Here is a 17,746-nt window from a genome sequence, read left to right as displayed (position 1 = left end):
CCAGCCGTTCGGACAGCTGGCGAGCGCCGTGCAGCGGGGTTTCGATAGCCACGTCATAAACACAGGAGGTGAGGATCTTGCGAGCGTAATGATTGAGCAGATCGTGCTGGCCTTGGCTCATCGCGTCGATCCCTCATACATGCGCAGTCCGGCAACAGGTGGCAGAGCGATAATCAGGTTCAGGAAGGCGCGAAGGGCGATAGAGCGAGGGATAACAATCATATCTGACTCCTGGTTCAATAATGTTGCCCAGGAGACAGAAGAAACCCGCCTCCAGGGCGGGTTTTTGCAAACGTCGGCTAACCCGCCATGACTGGAATGACGGTAATAATAATCTGGCCGAGGTTTTGCTTGATGAGGTTCATGGCCCTGAGGTTAGGTCGACACGGGCCTGCAAGTCAATAGTGCCTGGCTGGCCGCGTATCGAGAGACGTGCTGAATCGGCGACGATCTTTTTCGTCTGTTGGATAGGGATCAACATTTTTATTTCACATTGGCACTTTAATGTTGATCTTGCGGTCAGTTATTTCAGCTTTAATTATCACCCATACTCAATCAGCCAAGAGGGCGAAGAAATGGACGAATACCAGGAAGAACTGCTTGAATACCGTGCATCGGAGCTGGACCCGGTAGAGCCTGCCGACGACGCTACCGAGTTATGAAAGGCTTCATGCGCTTTGGCGCTGGCTGCGGCGGAACTCTCCCGGAGTCTGTCCGTTCCAGCGTTTGAAGGCGCGTTGAAAGGCTTCGGCAGAAGCGAACCCCAGCAGGTAGGCGATCTCCCCGAACGCCAGTTCAGTGTCGCGAATATAAGTCATCGCCAGATCACGCCGCGTGTCATTGAGCACGGCGCGAAAGCATGTGCCTTCCTCGGCCAGCTTGCGTCGCAGTGTCCAGGTCGGCAGCTTGAGCCTTGCCGCCACCTCTTCCAGATCCGGTTCCCTGCCGCCGTTCAATAGCGGCCCAAGCAGTTGAATGATGCGTTCACGCAAGCTGCGGGTACGGGTCTGTTGCTCCAGTTCGCCTTCGCATAATTGCAGCAGATGCCGCCAGGTACTCGGGCAGTGGTCAGGGTTGCGTAACGCAAGACAGCTCTGATCCAGGCGCAGTTGATTGGTGGCTGCGGCAAATATCACCGGGCTGTCGCTCAGGCTGGCATATTGCCCGGCGTAGTCAGGCGCATCGAATTCGATCTCGACACGTTGTGCACGTAGTCTGGTGCCCGCCAGTGTTGAGAGCTGAGCCAGCCAGCCAGCCAAAATCGAGTCCACAACAAAGCGGTTGTAAGCGTTATAGGGGCTGATTGAATAGAAGCGCATCCAGGCGCCTTGCGCATCCTCGTGAAAGCTCGACTGACCGCGATAGTTGGAGGCATACAATGGCTCGAAACGGATCAGCGTGCGGGCGGCCTCGCGCACTGTGGGAGCCTGGGCGGCGGTCACGCCCGCCAGACCTGCATGCGCTAAACGACTGAGCTGGCCCATGTGCAAGCCGAGCCCGGGCTGGCCGGTAAGCTGTATGGCAGCATGCCCCAGGCGCATATAGCGTGGGATAGACAGTCGCGCACGCGCCTGACTCAGGCGGGCGGGGTCCAGACCGTATTGCTCGAGCAGTGGATCAGGATTCTTGCCTAAGCGAGTGACCGCACCGGCCAGACTCTGGATGTAGCCCACCGACAGGTCACCAAGGCGCAGGGTCAAGGTCGGCATCGTCAAAGCCAGAGGTTTATCAGGCGGGCACCGCCAGCGGGGCCATTGTCAGACGACGGTTCGGCAATTGTCTGACCTGCGTGGCTGGCAAAACTTTGCCCGGCAACGCCCTGATTCCAGAATTGCCCGCGCATGAACACGCTGACCCCTGCCTGTGCACTGCTTTGCGCTGGACGGCCGATCAGGGTCAGGCGATGCCAGGCTTCGCCCTCGCTTGGATTGTCGGCTGCCATATCGATGCTTGAGTGCCGAGGCTTGCGCCACGGTTCCGACCAAGTGGCCTTGCCGATCACAAAGGCAGGCACCGCAATCAGCTGCGCACCGCTCTGATTCAAGCGTGCGTAATTGTCCGCGTACCAACTGTCGCTACCGATCAGCACGGCCAGACGCCCTGCGGGCGTGTCGAGCACATTCAATGGTGCGTCGCTCGCCGTGTGCACGTAGCGTTTCTGAAAACGGTCCGGGTACAGCTGACGCTGAGGCTGGCCGAGCGGCTGGCCATCGCTGCCGAATGTCAGGCTGATGTTGTACAGGGCGCCTTTACCGACTTTCAACTGACCGTTTTCAACGCTTGGTTCCGGCAGCACAATCGAGCCTGCCACCAGTGTTATACCGAACTCTTTGGCCAGGCTGCCGAACAGTGCCTGGTAGTCGCGTGCCATCGATCGTGCCTTGAGGCGCAGATGGGCGTCATCCACACGGTCCCGGCCTTCGGCACTGAGCATCGCCGTGATGAATTGCAGCGGATTGCTCCAGGACAGCCAGTCCATCGCTTCATCGACTGTTGCTGCTTGATAAAGCTCATCCTTCTCGCCACTGGCGAACAGCCAGGTGCCGATATGCTCGGGGAGTACTACCACCGTTCTGTGGTTGATCAGCCCGTAATCGCGGGCCTGTTGCAGATAGGCGGCCAGCTTGCGGTGCAGTCGGTCAGTGTTCTGATAGTCCGTGGGGAACAGCTCCGGCTCGATGCCCAGCAGGTTTCCGCGTTCACTGGGCTCGCCTTCATTGATTGCCAGGCGAATGCGCAGATCAGACAGGTAGTGGCCCGCCGGACGTTGTCCGGTCCAGACTGCGTAACTGACAAGGCTGGCTAAGCTCAGCAGGATCAGACAGATGGCGAAGAGTTTGCGCATAAAAAGGCCGGCTGGCTGCCATCAGGGAATTGTCGACTAGGGTAGGACGGCGTCAGGCGCTTGCCAAGTGCCGCTGCGCGTTTGGATCAATAACTTGTCACTTTCGGTCATTGAGTGTGGGGCTGGATGCGTCTTTACTGTTGCCCATGAGAGGACCCGCAGAGGTCCTTGTTTTCCCGTGATTGACTCGATGGAGCTTCGCCATGACTGCTGCTCATTACCCGCACCTGCTGGCCCCGCTGGACCTGGGCTTCACAACCTTGCGCAACCGGACCTTGATGGGCTCGATGCACACTGGTCTTGAAGAGCGGCCGGGTGGTTTCGAGCGCATGGCGGCTTATTTTGCCGAGCGGGCACGCGGCGGGGTCGGGTTGATGGTGACCGGCGGGATCGCGCCCAACGAAGAGGGTGGCGTCTACGACGGTGCGGCAAAACTCACCAATGCCGAAGAGGCGGAGCAGCATCGCATCGTTACCCGTGCGGTCCACGAGGCTGGCGGCAAGATCTGCCTGCAGATCCTGCATGCCGGTCGCTACGCCTATAGCCGCAAGCAGGTTGCGCCGAGTGCTATCCAGGCACCGATCAACCCGTTCACGCCGCGTGAGCTGGACGAAGAGGGCATCGAAAAGCAGATCGCTGATTTCGTGACCTGTTCCACGCTGGCCCGCAGTGCCGGGTATGACGGTGTCGAAATCATGGGTTCGGAAGGCTATTTCATCAATCAATTCCTCGCCGCACATACCAACCACCGCACCGATCGCTGGGGCGGCAGCTATGAAAACCGCATGCGCCTGGCGGTCGAGATCGTTACGCGGGTGCGTGAGGCGGTCGGTGCGGATTTCATCATTATCTTTCGACTGTCGATGCTGGATCTTGTGGAGGGTGGTAGCACCTGGGAAGAGATCGTCCAGCTGGCCAAGGCGGTCGAGCAGGCGGGTGCGACGCTGATCAACACCGGGATCGGTTGGCACGAGGCACGTATTCCGACCATCGCCACCAAGGTGCCGCGTGCAGCGTTCAGCAAGGTCACTGCCAAACTGCGTGGTTCGGTGAAGGTGCCGCTGATCACTACCAACCGCATCAATACTCCGGAAGTTGCCGAGCGTATCCTCAGCGAAGGCGACGCCGACATGGTCTCGATGGCTCGTCCTTTTCTGGCCGACCCGGAATTCGTCAACAAGGCTGCGGCGGGGCACGCTGAACGGATCAACACCTGCATCGGCTGTAATCAGGCCTGCCTTGACCACACCTTCGGCGGCAAGCTCACCAGTTGCCTGGTCAACCCGCGCGCCTGTCACGAGACCGAGCTCAACTACCTGCCCACCCGGCAGGTGAAGAAAATTGCCGTGGTGGGTGCCGGTCCTGCCGGTCTGGCTGCTGCAACCGTTGCTGCACAGCGCGGACATGAGGTGACGTTGTTCGATTCGGCCAGCGAAATCGGCGGCCAGTTCAATATCGCCAAGCGCGTGCCGGGCAAGGAAGAGTTCTCCGAGACGCTGCGTTACTTCCGCAACAAAGTGGAAGAAACCGGCGTGCAATTGCGCCTTGGCACTCGCATAAAAGCCGAAGACTTGCTGGGGGCCGGCTTTGACGAGGTGATTCTGGCAACCGGCATCGCACCGCGCACTCCTGCCATCCCAGGTATCGATAACCAAAAAGTGCTCAGCTATCTGGATGTCATTTTGCAGCGCAAGCCGGTCGGGCGCAGCGTGGCAGTGATCGGCGCAGGCGGTATCGGTTTCGATGTGTCGGAATTTCTCGTGCATCAGGGCGTGGCCACCAGCCTGGATCGTGAGGCGTTCTGGAAGGAGTGGGGCATCGATACCATGCTTGAAGCGCGCGGCGGCGTGGCCGGGATCAAACCTGATGTGCACGCCCCGGCACGCCAGGTGTACCTGCTGCAACGCAAGAGCTCCAAGGTGGGCGACGGCCTGGGCAAGACCACCGGCTGGATTCACCGCACCGGGCTGAAAAACAAGCAGGTGCAGATGCTAAACAGTGTCCAGTACCTGAAAATCGACGATGCCGGGTTGCATATTCGCATTGGTGAAGACGGCGAGGAAAAGCTGCTGGCGGTAGATAACATTGTGATTTGCGCCGGGCAGGACCCGCTGCGCGAGCTGTATGACGATCTGGTCTCCGCCGGGCAAAGCGTCCATCTGATCGGCGGTGCAGACGTTGCCGCCGAGCTGGATGCCAAACGCGCTATCGATCAGGGTTCGCGTCTGGCCGCTGCGCTCTGATTGAGCTTGTCTGTAAACTGCGCGGATGATTGTTGACGCCCTTGACTGGCAGCCCACTGCTGCGCTGCAACGCTTGAACCTGCCCTGGCTGCAAGATGCCGGGGTCGAGGTAGCGATCCTGCGCCTGGACCTTATTGACTCGCTCATCAGCGGCAACAAATGGTTCAAGCTCAGCGAACACCTGACCCAGGCTGTCGAGGCGGGTGCAGAGGGATTGATCAGCCTGGGCGGCGCACACTCCAATCATCTCCATGCTCTGGCAGCAGCGGGCAGGCGCTTCGGTTTCCCGACGGTGGGCCTGTTGCGTGGTCACGCCCAGCAGACGCCGACGGTACTGGACCTGCAAGCTTTTGGCATGCAATTGCACTGGTTGGGCTATGCGGGTTATCGAGCACGACATGCTGCGGATTTCTGGCTGCCCTGGCAGGCGCAATATCCTGAGCTGTATCCGATTGCCGAAGGCGGTGGCGGGCTTGCCGGTGCGCTGGGCTGCGCAAGGTTGCGGGAGATGGTCGATAGCCAGCTCGGGCACCTTGGCTGGGACGATTATCACGGCTGGTGGCTGGCAGTCGGCACCGGCACAACGCTTGCCGGTTTGCTGTTGGCCGAGGCCGGCGCCCATCCGGTATATGGCGCGATGGCGGTGCCGGACGATCATGGCGTTGCTCAAAACATCGTGGCTGTGTTGAAAGAAGCCGCAGGGTCGCAGGCGAACGCCTCGCCGAACCTGCCCGCTGCCTGTGTCCTGCTGGCGGCCAGCCGGGGCGGTTTCGCCAGAACCGATGCCGCGCTGCTCGACTTCATCGCCAGCAGCGAGGCGCATAGCGGCGTACCTCTGGAGCCCTTGTACACCGGCAAGGCTTTGCTGGCCCTGCACGATGAGGTGCTGGCCGGTCGGTTCAAGTCAGGCAGCCGTCTGGTCCTCGTCCATACCGGTGGCCTGCAGGGGCGGCGCGCGATGGGCCTGTAAGCCTTGTGGCAGAGCCTTTGGCATGAATTCTGCGCAGATCGGTGGCGAGACGTCGGCCATGACTACGTGGATGACACTTCTGGAGTGAGGCATCCGGGTCGCTGTCTCGATAATTGGTCCATTCCAGATCAATACGCTGAGGTCAGCCATGACAACTACCGCCGTAGAGCAAGTCGATCCTGCCACGCTGAAAAAGGTCATCGTCGCGGCGGCCATCGGCAACTTCGTCGAATGGTTCGATTTCGCCGTGTACGGCTTTCTGGCAACCACCATCGCGCTGCAGTTTTTCCCAAGCGGTGACAGCAGCGCCGCGTTGTTGAAAACCTTCGCCGTGTTTGCCGTGGCCTTCGCATTCCGGCCATTGGGCGGGATTTTCTTTGGCATGCTGGGTGACCGCATCGGGCGCAAGAAGACCCTGGCGATGACCATCCTGTTGATGGCAGGCGCGACCACACTGATCGGTCTGTTGCCGACGTATGCGGCGATTGGCGTAATGGCGCCGATTCTGCTGACCGTGATTCGTTGTGCGCAGGGTTTCTCGGCCGGTGGCGAGTATGCCGGGGCCTGCGCCTACCTCATGGAGCACGCGCCACGCACGCAGCGGGCCTGGTACGGCAGCTTTGTGCCGGTGTCGACGTTTTCCGCCTTCGCTGCCGCGGCAGTGGTGGCTTACGCGCTGGAGTCGTCACTGTCGACCGAAGCCATGGGCAGTTGGGGCTGGCGCCTGCCGTTTCTGATTGCAGCGCCCTTGGGGTTGGTCGGCTTGTACTTGCGCTGGAAGCTCGACGAAACCCCGGCCTTTCAGGCTGTCACGCAAGAGCACGCCGTGGCTCACTCGCCACTCAAGGACACCTTGCGCCATCATGCAGCGGCCATGTGTTGTCTGGGAGCGTTCGTGTCGTTGACGGCGCTGTCGTTCTATATGTTCACCACTTACTTTGCGACCTACCTGCAAGTGGCCGGCGGGTTGAGCAGGGCGACGGCGCTGCTGGTTTCGTTGATCGCACTGGCCTTCGCCGCTGCTCTCTGTCCGCTGGCCGGTGCCTATTCGGATCGGGTAGGCCGTCGGGTCACCATGGCAACGGCCTGTACTCTGTTGATGGTCGTGGTGTTTCCGTCATTCCTGATGGCCAGCTCCGGCTCGTTCATTGCCTCGATCGTCGGGGTCATGCTGCTTGCTGTGGGCGCAGTGCTGTGCGGTGTAGTGACGGCAGCGCTGTTGTCGGAAACCTTCCCGACCCGCACCCGCTATACCGCCTCGGCAATCACCTACAACATGGCCTACACCCTGTTCGGGGGCACCGCGCCGCTGGTGGCGACCTGGCTGATCGGTGTCACGGGCAGCAACCTGTCGCCAGCGTTCTACCTCATTGCCGTAGCCGTATTGGCGATGGCTGGCGGCCTGGCCTTACCGGAGACCTCGAAAATCTCGCTGCATGATGTGCCCGTTGCAGGCGAAGAGCCGGTGATGGGATCGATTGCCTGAGCGTCACGATCGGCATGCCATATAAATAGCAGCTGCCAACGCAGTGCGTTTCAACCGCGATGGCACTGGCGACGCAGAGTGCGACCTTAGTGACAGGCCGAAGGAATCCGACGAAGTCGGGCCGGAAACAGGAGCGAGGGGCTTTGGTTACTATGGCCCCTCAAAGTAACTCGCCGAGGGGCGAAAAAGGTGACCTGAGTCGAACCCCAATCCACCTGACATCGCAGAACCGCTGTGCTCTCGGCCGCGTTCCCGCGCCATCAATTCAACAGCGCAGTCGTCTCGGGCACAAAGTCGAATGAGTTCAGACTGAAACCCTGCTCATCCACCTGCAACACCCAGCCCTGACGATCCCAGTCGCCCAGCACAATGCGTCTGGCTGCCTGATCGCCAATCTGCAACTTATGAATCGCGGGGCGATGAGTGTGGCCGTGGACTAAGGTGCGCACGCCGAACTGCTGCATGATCCGCGGCACCTCGTCTGGCGTCACATCGACAATATCATTGGCCTTCATACGGGTTTGCGCACGGCTTTCATTGCGCAACTTGCGCGCCAGCTTGTGACGGGTACCCAGCGGCAAATGGCGCAGAATGAAAAGCGTCAGCGGATGGCGCAGGTAACGGCGCATCCGGATGTAACCTTCATCGCGGGTGCACAGGCTATCGCCATGCATCAATAGCACGCGCTCACCGTTCAACTGCACGACGCTTGGATCGCTCAACAGGGTGCAACCCGCTGCCTTGCAGAAACCCTTGCCGATCATGAAGTCGCGGTTGCCGTGCATCAGAAAAATTCGTGTGCCGCTGTCACTCAATGCGCGCAGGGCCTTGCAGATTGAAAGCTGAAACGGTGACATGGCGTCGTCACCGATCCAGACTTCAAAGAAATCCCCGAGGATATACAGCGCTTCGGCTTCGCGGGCGCGGCCCGCGAGCAGATCCAGAAACGCCCGGGTAATGTCCGGGCGCTCCTGTTCAAGGTGCAGATCGGAGATCAGCAGTATCACTCAACGATCTCGGCTTTCTCGATGATCACGTCTTCTGCAGGTACGTCCTGATGACCGGCTTTGCTGGTAGTCGCAACGCCCTTGATCTTGTCGACGACATCAGTGCCTTCGATCACTTCACCGAATACAGCGTAACCCCAGCCCTGAACGGTCTTGGCGCTGTGGTTCAGGAAGGCGTTGTCAGCCACGTTGATGAAGAACTGCGCAGAGGCCGAATGCGGCTCCATGGTGCGGGCCATGGCGACGCTGTACTTCTTGTTCGGCAGACCGTTGTCGGCTTCGTTCTGGATGCTTGGGCGCTTGTCTTTCTTTTCTTTCATGCCAGGCTCGAAACCGCCGCCCTGAACCATGAAGTTACCGATTACACGGTGGAAAACCGTGTTTTCGTAGTGGCCAGCGTTAACGTATTCGATGAAGTTGGCTACAGTCAGTGGCGCCTTTTCTGCGTTCAGTTGCAGAACGATGTCGCCGTGGTTGGTGGTCAGCTTTACTTTGGACATGTGGAAAGTCGCTCTAATAGTCATGCATGAATGGGCACATTATGACCCTGACGCGCAGTTTACGGACGAGGTTACATTTTTCAGCGCTTTTGCAGCTTTTATGCCCTCAAATGTGCACTCTGTTGTCAGGGACTTGACAGCTTCGGCTATGATAAGCGCTTTGATTTAGTCGGCCTACCCTGGCCGCGCACGTATGTCCAAGGATCCTATGAGCAAGCCCACTCCAGAACCCGCTGCCCATTCCAAGGCAGGCCCAGCCGTACCGACCAATTTCCTGCGTCCAATCGTGCAGGCAGACCTGGACTCGGGCAAGCACAGTAAAATCATCACGCGTTTTCCGCCAGAGCCCAACGGTTACCTGCACATCGGTCACGCCAAGTCGATCTGCGTGAACTTCGGTCTGGCCAAGGAGTTCGGTGGCGATACGCACCTGCGTTTCGATGACACCAACCCGGCCAAGGAAGACCAGGAATACATCGACGCCATCATGAGCGACGTCAAGTGGCTGGGCTTCGAGTGGGCGGGCGAAGTGCGCTACGCCTCGCAGTATTTCGACCAGTTGCACGACTGGGCGGTCGAGCTGATCAAGGCAGGCAAGGCTTACGTTGACGATCTGACCCCCGAGCAGGCCCGCGAATACCGCGGCACCCTGACCGAGCCGGGCAAGAACAGTCCGTTCCGTGAGCGCAGCGTCGAGGACAACCTCGACCTGTTCGCGCGTATGAAGGCTGGTGAATTCGAAGATGGCGCTCGTGTACTGCGTGCCAAAATCGACATGGCCTCGCCGAACATGAACCTGCGTGACCCGATCATCTACCGCATTCGTCATGCGCATCACCATCAGACCGGCGACAAGTGGTGCATCTACCCGATCTATGACTTCACCCACGGTCAGTCGGATGCCCTTGAAGGCATCACCCACTCGATCTGCACCCTGGAGTTCGAAAGCCATCGTCCGCTGTACGACTGGTTCCTCGACAACCTGCCGGTGCCGTGCAAACCGCGTCAGTATGAGTTCTCGCGGCTGAACCTGAACTACACCATCACCAGCAAGCGCAAGCTCAAGCAACTGGTTGACGAGAAACACGTCAGTGGCTGGGATGACCCGCGCATGTCGACGCTGTCCGGTTTTCGTCGTCGTGGCTACACGCCGAAATCGATTCGCAATTTCTGCGAAATGATCGGCACCAACCGCTCTGACGGGGTGGTCGATTTCGGTATGCTCGAATTCAGCATTCGCGACGACCTGGACCACAGCGCGCCGCGCGCCATGTGTGTGCTGCGCCCCTTGAAAGTGGTCATCACCAACTACCCGGAAGGTCAGGTCGAGAAGCTGGAACTGCCGCGCCATCCGAAAGAAGACCTGGGCATGCGCGAGCTGCCGTTTTCGCGGGAGATCTACATCGATCGCGACGATTACATGGAAGAGCCGCCAAAAGGCTACAAACGTCTTGAACCCAATGGTGAAGTACGTTTGCGTGGCAGCTATGTGATTCGCGCCGACGAAGCGATCAAGGACGCAGAGGGCAACATCGTAGAACTGCGTTGCTCCTACGATCCGGACACCCTGGGCAAGAACCCTGAAGGCCGCAAGGTCAAGGGCGTTGTGCACTGGGTGCCAGCGGCCGAGAGCGTTGAATGCGAAGTGCGTCTGTATGACCGCCTGTTCCGCTCCGCCAACCCGGAAAAAGCCGAAGACGGCGCGAGCTTTCTGGACAATATCAACCCCGATTCCCTGCAAGTGCTGACCGGTTGTCGTGCTGAACCATCATTGGGACACGCGCAACCGGAAGACCGTTTCCAGTTCGAACGCGAAGGTTATTTCTGCGCGGACATCAAGGACTCGAAACCCGGTCAACCAGTCTTCAACCGCACGGTCACGTTGCGGGATTCCTGGACCTGAGATATGTCCGAGGGGCAGATAGTGCTTTCTATTTACAACACGCTCACCAAGAGCAAAGAAGTATTCAAACCGCTGGATGGCAACAAGGTGCGCATGTACGTCTGCGGGATGACCGTGTACGACTACTGCCATCTGGGCCATGGCCGCAGCATGGTGGCGTTCGATCTGGTGACTCGCTGGTTGCGCTTCAGCGGTTACGAGCTGACTTATGTGCGCAACATCACCGATATTGACGACAAGATCATCAATCGTGCGCGTGACAACGGTGAGTCGTTCGACGCGCTGACTGCGCGCATGATCGACGCCATGCACGAGGACGAGGCGCGCCTCAATATCCTCAAGCCGGACATGGAGCCGCGTGCCACCGATCACATCGCTGGCATGCACGCGATGATCCAGACCCTGATCGACAAGGGCTATGCCTACGCTCCGGGTAACGGCGACGTGTATTACCGTGTGGGCAAGTTTCAGGGCTACGGCAAGCTGTCGCGCAAGAAGATAGAAGACCTGCGCATCGGCGCGCGGATCGAAGTGGATGAGTCCAAGGAAGACCCACTGGACTTCGTGCTCTGGAAAGGCGTCAAGCCTGGCGAGCCGAGCTGGGAGTCGCCATGGGGCGCAGGGCGTCCGGGCTGGCATATCGAATGCTCGGTGATGTCGACCTGCTGCCTGGGTGACACCTTCGATATTCATGGTGGCGGCAGCGATCTGGAGTTTCCGCACCATGAAAACGAAATTGCCCAAAGCGAAGCGGCCACCGGCAAGACCTACGCCAATGCCTGGTTGCACTGCGGGATGATTCGCATCAATGGCGAGAAGATGTCCAAGTCCTTGAACAACTTCTTCACCATCCGCGACGTGCTGGAGAAATACCATCCGGAAGTGGTGCGTTACCTGCTGGTATCCAGCCACTACCGCAGCGCGATCAACTACTCCGAAGACAGCCTGCGTGAGTCGAAGGCGGCGCTGGAACGCTTCTATCACGCGCTCAAGGGGTTGCCGGTTGCCGAGCCTGCGGGTGGGGAGGCGTTCGTCGAGCGTTTCAGCACGGCGATGAATGATGATTTCGGCACGCCGGAAGCGTGTGCGGTACTGTTCGAAATGGTCCGTGAGATCAACCGCCTGCGTGAATCCGATGTCACCGCAGCGGCGGGTCTGGCGGCGCGCTTGAAGCAGTTGGCCAGTGTGCTGGGTGTTCTGCAGCTCGAAGCCGACGACTTTTTGCGTGCAGGCGCGGAAGGGCGGGTCGATGCAGCGCAAGTGGAAGCGCTGATTCAGGCACGTCTGGCTGCACGCGCGGCGAAGGACTGGGCCGAATCCGACCGGATTCGCGACCAGATCACCGCCATGGGCGTACTGCTGGAAGACGGCAAGGGCGGCACGACCTGGCGTCTGGCGGACTGATCAAGTAAGGCGGCTAGTGACGCGGAACGTCACGAAGTGCATTCCCACGCGGAGCATGGGAATGAAATGACCCGGGAGACTATCGTGCCCATGCTCTGCGTGGGCATGCTGGTCTGGACGCTCCGCGTCCGATCCTCGATGTGCGGTCTGCCGAAAGCCAAAAACTAGACAATCCGCTGTTCCCGCAACCGCTTGTACAGCGTGTTGCGGCTTACCCCCAGACGTTTTGCCAGCTGTGAAATATTTCCGCCAGCCGCTTGAAACAGTTGGCTCAGGTCTTCTGTCGTGTGAAGGCGCACAGTGGATTCCTGAGTTTTCACCGGCTCTCGGCAGTCCTCATCCATGCCCATATCCAGCAGAAAATCCTCCGGCAAGTGCTCGGTACTGATCGGCTGTTCATCTGCCAAAGCCAGCGCCACCTGAATCACGCTGTTGAGCTGACGAATGTTGCCCGGCCATGGGTGATGTTCGAATAGCTCGAGAACCTCTCTGGAAAACCCTGCCCGTTGATGAGCGTCGCGATGCCGTTCCCAAATACGCTGGATGAGTGCATGTTTGTCGGTGCGCTCGCGCAACGGCGGCAACTCGATGTTGAGCCCACTGATTCGATAATAAAGGTCCTGGCGAAAGTGCCCCGTCTGAACCTGATCGCGCAGGCTGCGATTGGTGGCTGAAATCAGGCGTATGTCTACCGGATATAATTCACTGCTGCCCAACGGCTGAACGCAGCGCTCTTGAAGCACACGCAGCAATCGCGCCTGTACCGGCAGGGGCATGTCACCGACTTCATCCAGAAACAGCGTGCCTTTGTCGGCTTTGCGAATCAGGCCAATGCTGCCTTTTTGACTGGCACCAGTGAACGCCCCTCTTTCATAGCCAAATAGCTCGGCCTCGACCAGTTCGGCCGGGATCGCCGCGCAGTTGACAGCGATCAGCGGCTGAGTGGTGCGAGTACTGGCTTGATGCAGGGCTTTGACAAACACTTCCTTGCCGACCCCGGTTTCCCCGTGGATCAGCAGCGGGATGTCTTTTTCCAGCAGCCGCTGCGCCTGATTCACGGCTTTCTCGATTTTTGCATCACCCAGGCTGATCGCCTCCAGATCCAGGCTCCGCGGCGCGACAGGTGCCTGAGCCGGTTGGACGCTGTGCAGCTTCAGCGGCTTGCGGGTCGGACGCTTGAGCAGACATTGAAAGCGATTGTTGCCAAACGCGTGCAGTGCAAACGGCCGCGCTTCTGTCTCGCTGAGCAGTTGCAGGATAGGGCACTTGAACAGCGTTTCGATACTGGCACCGGACGGCGTCGTCCCCAACAAATTGTCAGCGCGTCGATTGGCGCAAAGGATCTGGCCGCTTTCATCAAAAATCAGCAGGCCTGCCCATTGGCTGTCGAGATTGTTCAGGCCCGTATTGAAAATCAGCTGATAGTGCGAGTCGCGGAACTGATCGAGGATCAGTCGGTTTTCCACCGACTGGCTCATCATTTTGACCATACCCAGCGTATGCGAGGGGGGCAGGAAACTGTCGCTGGACACATCCAGCACGGCAATGATGCGTCGATCAGCATCGAAAATCGGTGAAGCTGAACCGGTCATGAAGCGATTAGCCTTGAGGAAGTGCTCGTCCGGTTCAATGTGAATGGCCTGCTCACAGGCCAGTGCTGTGCCGATGGCATTAGTGCCGGTGCCCCGTTCGCTCCAGCTCGCGCCAGCCATGAAGCCCTGTGCCTGAGAGGACTCGACGAAGCGTTGCGCGCCCCAGGATTTGAGCAACTGGCCTTGAGGGTCGGCCAGCAGAATCAGGCAATTGGAGTTGCTTAGAATGTTTTCGTAAACCGGCAGGACTTCCTGATGGGTGGTCTGCACCAGCCCGTGATGGCGCTCCAGCAGCCTGGAAACCTCAGCGCCCGGCAGTTGGCCGAATGAAGGACGCGTCTGATGGCTGAGACCGAAATCCCGGCAGCGCCTCCATGAATCCTGAATGATGATGTCGTGAACGAGCGAAGCGCTGGATTGAGACATGAGGATGCCTGCGAATATGACGTGTTGTTTTTGTTTTTAGGTCCCGTCGGCGTGACCATCCTTGCCCGCAACGTCCGTCCAGTGTCGTTCAGTTTTGTTCAAAGTCAATGTTCATTTTGTTCAAGTGTTCAGTGTTTACTGTTCATTATTGTTCAGCTGTGAAAGGGCTTTCGCCCACTGAATACGGGGGAAGGCTCTGTTTCGGGGCTCGCAAGCAATCTGGCCGAACTGGCACGAATGTCGCTATCTGCAAATAGTCACGCATTCACCCTTAAGAAAAAAACAACAAAGGGCACGCCATGTCTCTCACGCTGGAGCACGTCAGTCGCGCGGTCGATGGTCAGGTCTGGATCGACGACGCTTCCCTGAGCTTTGAGCCAGGATCTTTCAACGTTCTGCTGGGGCGAACCCTGTCCGGCAAAACCAGCCTGATGCGCCTGATGGCCGGGCTGGACAAGCCTGACAGCGGGCGGGTGCTGATGAACGGGGTCGACGTTACAAATCGACCAGTTCGTCTGCGCAACGTCTCGATGGTTTATCAGCAGTTCATCAATTACCCAAGCATGACGGTGTTCGAAAACATCGCCTCGCCGCTGCGTCAGGCCGGTCTGTCCAAGGATGTTATCCACAGCCGTGTGCAGGAAACCGCGAAGATGCTGCGCATCGAAAAATTCCTGCAACGCCATCCCCTCGAACTGTCCGGTGGGCAGCAGCAGCGCACCGCTATGGCCAGAGCGCTGGTCAAGGACGCTGAACTGATCCTCTTCGATGAACCGCTGGTCAACCTCGATTACAAGCTGCGTGAAGAGCTGCGTCAGGAAATGCGCGAGCTGTTTGCAGCCCGCCATACCATCGCAATCTATGCCACTACCGAGCCCAATGAAGCGCTGGCGCTGGGTGGCACCACCACCATTCTGCATGAAGGGCGGGTGGTGCAGAGCGGCAAGACTCCCGAGGTCTATCACCGGCCGAGCACGGTATTGGCGGCCGAGTTGTTCTCTGAACCGCCGATCAACCTGATGCCGGGTCGAATAGACGGTAATGAGGTCAGCTTCGCCAACTTTGTGCATTTCCCGCTTAACGTCGACCTGCGGGCCGTCGGGGATGGTGAGTACCGCTTTGGTGTGCGCCCCAGCCATTTGAGCCTTGTGCCTTCCAACGATGATGATCTGGAGCTGGCGGTCACCGTCGAGCTGGCAGAAATCAGCGGCTCGGAAACCTTTCTGCATGTGCGAAACGAGCTGTTTTCACTGGTTTTGCATCTGCCGGGGGTGCATGCCTACGACGTTGACGCATCGATTCGGGTGTACATCCCGACTCACAAATTATTTGTATTCGATCAGCAGGGCGGCCTGATTCAGGCGCCGGGCCTGCGCATGGCGAGGGTTGCCTGATGGCCGAGATCCGCTTGCAGAACCTGGCGCACAGTTACAGCGCCAAGCCTGGTCCTGACGATTATGCAATTCGCGAGATGAGCCACATCTGGGAGCAGGGCGGGGCTTACGCGCTGCTCGGGCCGTCCGGCTGCGGCAAGTCAACGTTGCTCAATATTATTTCAGGGCTGCTCAGTCCCTCTCAAGGGCAAGTGCTGTTCGACTCGAAAGTGGTCAACGAACTGCCCCCGGAGCGTCGCAACATCGCTCAGGTTTTCCAGTTTCCAGTGATCTACGACACCATGACCGTGTTCGATAACTTGGCTTTTCCGTTGCGCAATCAGGGCCTGGACGAGGCGCGGATTCTCATCAAGGTCAATGAAATTGCCGATGTCCTGGACCTGCAGCCGCTGCTGAAAAAGAAAGCGCGCAACCTCAGCGCGGACGAAAAGCAGAAAGTCTCCATGGGTCGCGGGCTGGTGCGCGATGACGTGTCGGCGATCCTCTTCGACGAACCGCTGACCGTGATTGACCCGCACTTGAAGTGGAAGCTGCGGCGCAAGCTCAAGCAGATCCACGAGCAGTTCAATATCACCATGGTTTACGTCACCCACGATCAACTGGAGGCGTCGACTTTCGCCGACAAGATCGCCGTGATGTATGGCGGACAGATTGTGCAGTTCGGCACGCCGCGGGAGCTGTTTGAAAAGCCTTCGCACACCTTTGTCGGCTATTTCATCGGCAGCCCTGGCATGAACCTGATTGACGTTACGCCTCAACCGGGCGGTGTCGGTTTTGCCGACATTCATCTGCCGCTGCCTGAGTCGTTGCAGCAAAAGCTTGCCAGTACACCGTGGAAAAGCCTGAAAGTGGGCATTCGTCCAGAGTTCGTGCATGTCTGGGACGGGCCTTACGACGATGCGATGTGCGCCGACGTGACCTATGTGGAAGACCTCGGTACCTACAAGATCATTACCCTGAAACTGGCCGGGCAACTGCTCAAGGTTCGTTTGCAGGAAGACAAACCGGTGCCGCACGGCCAGGCCTGGATCAGCTTTCCAGGGCAATGGCTGATGCTCTATGCCGACGATTACCTGCTTGAAGCCGGCCCGGCCAGTGAGGTGTCCCATGCGTAAGGTGCAGAACAACAAAGCCTGGTGGCTGGTGATGCCGGTGTTTTTGCTGGTGGCATTCAGCGCGATTATCCCGATGATGACTGTGGTCAACTACTCGGTGCAGGACATCTTCGACCAGTCCAGCCGCTATTTTGTTGGTACTGACTGGTTCCGTCAGGTCTTGCAGGACCCGCGCCTGCACGATTCGCTGCTGCGCCAGTTCATTTACTCGGGTTGTGTACTGCTGATCGAGATCCCGCTGGGTATCGCGATTGCCCTGACCATGCCCACCAAAGGCCGCTGGTCTTCGCTGTGCCTGATTGTGATGACCATTCCGTTGCTGATTCCGTGGAACGTGGTCGGTACTATCTGGCAGATCTTCGGCCGTGGCGATATCGGCTTGCTGGGTTATACGCTGAACAACGTGCTGGGCATCAACTACAACTACGCCGCCAACGCTTCGGATGCCTGGGTGACAGTGTTGGTCATCGATGTCTGGCACTGGACCTCGCTGGTGGCCTTGCTGTGCTATTCAGGGTTGCGAGCCATTCCGGATGTCTACTATCAGGCGGCGCGGATTGATCGTGCCTCCGGCTGGGCCATCTTTCGGCACATCCAGCTGCCGAAGATGAAAAGCGTGCTATTGATCGCGGTGATGCTGCGCTTCATGGACAGCTTCATGATCTACACCGAGCCGTTCGTGCTCACCGGTGGCGGTCCTGGCAACTCCACCACCTTCCTCAGTCAGACCCTGACCACAATGGCGCTCGGGCAGTTCGACCTGGGGCCTGCGGCGGCGTTCTCGCTGGTGTATTTCCTGATCATTCTGTTGGTGTCATGGGTGTTCTACACCGCCATGACTCACAGCGAAAAGAATTGAGG

Annotated in this window: 15 protein-coding genes; 9 read left to right on the top strand and 6 right to left on the bottom strand. The window is 58.8% G+C overall.

The annotated features are described in order from the left end of the window. Positions 1 to 121: hypothetical protein (locus RYA97_RS20285; RefSeq protein ID WP_410478511.1), on the bottom strand; the 121-nt coding region annotated here is incomplete at its 3' end. 121 nt (positions 122 to 242) lie between these two features. Between RYA97_RS20285 and RYA97_RS20280 the strand changes: the two genes are divergently transcribed. After that, entirely contained in the window at positions 243 to 662 is a 420-nt protein-coding gene (locus RYA97_RS20280; RefSeq protein WP_225231649.1) for a hypothetical protein, read from the top strand. A 6-nt stretch (positions 663 to 668) separates the two neighbouring features. On the opposite strand, the gene RYA97_RS20275 is transcribed toward RYA97_RS20280, so the two are convergent. Continuing rightward, positions 669 to 1,709 (bottom strand): AraC family transcriptional regulator, encoded by a 1,041-nt coding sequence (locus RYA97_RS20275; RefSeq protein WP_117140541.1) that lies wholly within the window; start codon positions 1,707 to 1,709, stop codon positions 669 to 671. A 2-nt stretch (positions 1,710 to 1,711) separates the two neighbouring features. Then, on the bottom strand, positions 1,712 to 2,845 hold the full coding sequence (locus RYA97_RS20270) for a nitrilase-related carbon-nitrogen hydrolase (protein ID WP_057404102.1): 1,134 nt from the start codon (positions 2,843 to 2,845) through the stop codon (positions 1,712 to 1,714). Positions 2,846 to 3,048: 203 nt separating this feature from the next. On the opposite strand from RYA97_RS20270, the gene RYA97_RS20265 reads away from it, so the two are divergent. The 3 genes from RYA97_RS20265 to RYA97_RS20255 all read left to right on the top strand — a co-directional run bounded on the left by RYA97_RS20265 (position 3,049) and on the right by RYA97_RS20255 (position 7,544). Further along, complete coding sequence (locus tag RYA97_RS20265) at positions 3,049 to 5,088, top strand: NADPH-dependent 2,4-dienoyl-CoA reductase (RefSeq protein ID WP_058408484.1); 2,040 nt, start codon at positions 3,049 to 3,051, stop codon at positions 5,086 to 5,088. A 25-nt stretch (positions 5,089 to 5,113) separates the two neighbouring features. Then, positions 5,114 to 6,058, top strand: coding sequence for a 1-aminocyclopropane-1-carboxylate deaminase/D-cysteine desulfhydrase (locus RYA97_RS20260; RefSeq protein ID WP_117140540.1), 945 nt, complete (start codon positions 5,114 to 5,116; stop codon positions 6,056 to 6,058). Positions 6,059 to 6,206: 148 nt separating this feature from the next. Continuing rightward, positions 6,207 to 7,544, top strand: a complete 1,338-nt coding sequence (locus RYA97_RS20255; RefSeq protein ID WP_005733175.1) for an MFS transporter — start codon at positions 6,207 to 6,209, stop codon at positions 7,542 to 7,544. A 260-nt stretch (positions 7,545 to 7,804) separates the two neighbouring features. Here the strand turns inward: RYA97_RS20255 and lpxH are convergent, their stop codons facing one another. Further along, positions 7,805 to 8,551, bottom strand: a complete 747-nt coding sequence (lpxH, locus tag RYA97_RS20250) for a UDP-2,3-diacylglucosamine diphosphatase (protein ID WP_054078125.1) — start codon at positions 8,549 to 8,551, stop codon at positions 7,805 to 7,807. Next, positions 8,548 to 9,051, bottom strand: coding sequence for a peptidylprolyl isomerase (locus RYA97_RS20245; protein ID WP_004661308.1), 504 nt, complete (start codon positions 9,049 to 9,051; stop codon positions 8,548 to 8,550). Before RYA97_RS20245 ends, lpxH begins: the two co-directional genes overlap by 4 nt. Positions 9,052 to 9,259: 208 nt before the next feature. Here RYA97_RS20245 and RYA97_RS20240 point away from each other — a divergent pair, with 208 nt between their 5' ends. Both RYA97_RS20240 and cysS read left to right on the top strand, forming a co-directional pair. Further along, positions 9,260 to 10,954, top strand: a complete 1,695-nt coding sequence (locus RYA97_RS20240) for a glutamine--tRNA ligase/YqeY domain fusion protein (RefSeq protein ID WP_002552724.1) — start codon at positions 9,260 to 9,262, stop codon at positions 10,952 to 10,954. 21 nt (positions 10,955 to 10,975) lie between these two features. Beyond that, positions 10,976 to 12,358 carry a cysteine--tRNA ligase gene (gene cysS, locus RYA97_RS20235; RefSeq protein WP_011168154.1) on the top strand — a complete coding sequence of 461 codons (1,383 nt, stop codon included), beginning with the start codon at positions 10,976 to 10,978 and terminating at the stop codon, positions 12,356 to 12,358. A gap of 164 nt (positions 12,359 to 12,522) precedes the next feature. On the opposite strand, the gene RYA97_RS20230 is transcribed toward cysS, so the two are convergent. Further along, a complete protein-coding gene (locus RYA97_RS20230) occupies positions 12,523 to 14,376 on the bottom strand; it encodes a sigma-54-dependent Fis family transcriptional regulator (protein WP_117140539.1) in 1,854 nt (617 codons plus the stop codon). Positions 14,377 to 14,675: 299 nt separating this feature from the next. Here RYA97_RS20230 and RYA97_RS20225 point away from each other — a divergent pair, with 299 nt between their 5' ends. The 3 genes from RYA97_RS20225 to RYA97_RS20215 are packed head-to-tail and all read left to right on the top strand — an operon-like array spanning position 14,676 to position 17,744. Then, entirely contained in the window at positions 14,676 to 15,770 is a 1,095-nt protein-coding gene (locus RYA97_RS20225; RefSeq protein ID WP_002552727.1) for an ABC transporter ATP-binding protein, read from the top strand. Beyond that, on the top strand, positions 15,770 to 16,885 hold the full coding sequence (locus RYA97_RS20220; RefSeq protein ID WP_005733169.1) for an ABC transporter ATP-binding protein: 1,116 nt from the start codon (positions 15,770 to 15,772) through the stop codon (positions 16,883 to 16,885). The genes RYA97_RS20225 and RYA97_RS20220 overlap by 1 nt, the downstream gene beginning before the upstream one ends. Further along, complete coding sequence (locus tag RYA97_RS20215) at positions 16,878 to 17,744, top strand: carbohydrate ABC transporter permease (protein ID WP_002552729.1); 867 nt, start codon at positions 16,878 to 16,880, stop codon at positions 17,742 to 17,744. Before RYA97_RS20220 ends, RYA97_RS20215 begins: the two co-directional genes overlap by 8 nt. Positions 17,745 to 17,746 lie beyond the last annotated feature (2 nt).

It is taken from the genome of Pseudomonas syringae group sp. 26L6, assembly GCF_032587815.1.
GTDB lineage: Bacteria > Pseudomonadota > Gammaproteobacteria > Pseudomonadales > Pseudomonadaceae > Aquipseudomonas > Aquipseudomonas amygdali.
The sequence above is the reverse complement of the archived record's forward strand: the minus strand, read 5'-3'. Positions and strand labels throughout refer to the sequence as shown.